General features: G+C 71.9%; 3 protein-coding genes. All 3 read left to right on the top strand.

The window, feature by feature from the left end; all coding sequences use genetic code 11:
- Positions 1 to 184: 50S ribosomal protein L32 (gene rpmF, locus PLL68_RS14875; protein ID WP_324535421.1), on the top strand; the 184-nt coding region annotated here is incomplete at its 5' end.
- 10 nt (positions 185 to 194) lie between these two features.
- Positions 195 to 938 (top strand): ribonuclease III, encoded by a 744-nt coding sequence (rnc, locus tag PLL68_RS14870; RefSeq protein ID WP_324535419.1) that lies wholly within the window; start codon positions 195 to 197, stop codon positions 936 to 938.
- A 7-nt stretch (positions 939 to 945) separates the two neighbouring features.
- The coding region (gene mutM, locus PLL68_RS14865) for a bifunctional DNA-formamidopyrimidine glycosylase/DNA-(apurinic or apyrimidinic site) lyase (RefSeq protein ID WP_324535417.1) at positions 946 to 1667 on the top strand (722 nt) is incomplete at its 3' end.

The following is a 1667-nucleotide window of genomic DNA, read 5'->3' as shown; positions in this document are numbered from 1 at the left end:
GAAGCGGAAGATGTCGCGCTCCAACACCCGCTCGCGCCGCGCCAACTGGAAGGCGGCTCCCGTCGCCACGACGACCTGCCCCCAGTGCAAGTCGCTCACCCAGCCGCACGTTGCGTGCCCGTCATGTGGCACCTACAAGGGCCGCCACTACGGCGTCGCCGAGCGCACCGAGCACCAGGGCTGATCGCTTCCCCATGGGGAGGGCGGCGTCCGCGCCCGGTGCACTGACACCGCCGCGCCCCGTCACCGAGCTGCTGGACCACCTGGTCCAGGTGACCAGCAGCCCGGTCGACGAGGCGCTTCTTCAGCGTGCCCTGACGCACCGCTCCTACGCCTACGAGGCGGGCGGGCTGCCGCACAACGAACGCCTCGAGTTCCTCGGCGACTCCGTGCTCGGCCTCGTCGTCACGACGACCCTGCACGATGCCCACCCGGACACCAGCGAGGGCCAGCTGGCCAAGCTGCGCGCATCCGTGGTCAACATGCGCGCGCTGGCCGAGGTGGGCCGCACGCTCGGCCTCGGTGACTACGTCTTCCTCGGGCGGGGGGAGGAGACCACCGGCGGGCGCGACAAGGACTCGATCCTCGCTGACACCGTCGAGGCGGTCATCGGCGCCGTCTACCAGAGCGGTGGGATCACCGCGGCCACCGAGCTCGTGCACCACCTCGTCGACCCGCTGCTCGCGCAGGCCGTGACCCTCGGGGCCGGCCTGGACTGGAAGACCAGCCTCCAGGAGATCTCCTCCAAGCACGGGCTCGGATCACCCGAGTACTCCGTCGTCGAGGAGGGGCCGGAGCACGCGAAGTGCTTCCGGGCCGAGGTGCACGTCGGGGGCAGGGTGCTCGGGCAGGGCGAGGGCCGCACGAAGAAGGTGGCCGAGCAGCAGGCTGCGGCGCTGGCTTGGGGCAGCATCCGCGACGCCCACGAAGGGGCCTGACCCACCGGTGCCCGAGCTCCCCGAGGTCGAGGTCGTGCGACGAGGTCTGGCCGACCACGTCGTCGGACGTCGCCTGACCGAGGTCGAGCTGCGCGGCCAGCGCGTGGCCCGGCGCCATGTCGCCGGCCCGGTCGACCTGGCCGACCGGCTCACCGGTCGCCGCATCGCGGCAGCCCGCCGCCGCGGCAAGTACCTGTGGCTCGACCTCGAGGAGGCGCTCGGCCTCGTCGTGCACCTCGGCATGAGCGGGCAGCTGCTCGTCGAGGCGGGTGACGCCCCGGACGAGAAGCACCTGCACGCCCGCTTCCGGTTCGCCGACGACGGCCCCGAACTGCGCTTCGTCGACCAGCGGACTTTCGGCGGGCTGGCGCTGGCCGACCTCGACGAGGACGGGGTGCCGACCTCGATCGCCTACATCGCCCGCGACCTGCTCGACCCGGACTTCGACCGGGCTGCGGTCATCAGGGCGGTCAAGGCCCGCGACAGCGCCATCAAACGCGTGCTGCTCGACCAGCGGGTGGCCTCGGGGATCGGCAACATCTACGCCGACGAGGCCCTGTGGCGGGCTGGCGTTCATGGCGAACGGGTGGCGCAGAGCCTCAGCAAGCCGCTGATCGGCACGGTGCTCGACCACGCGAGCGACGTGATGCGCGAGGCACTCGACCAGGGCGGGACGAGCTTCGACGCCCTCTACGTCAACGTCAACGGCGCGTCGGGCTACTTCGACCG

The sequence above is a fragment of the Ornithinibacter sp. genome (assembly GCF_035443565.1).
In the GTDB taxonomy this organism is placed as follows: Bacteria; Actinomycetota; Actinomycetes; order Actinomycetales; family Dermatophilaceae; genus Fodinibacter.
This window is presented reverse-complemented; position numbering and strand designations above follow the sequence as displayed.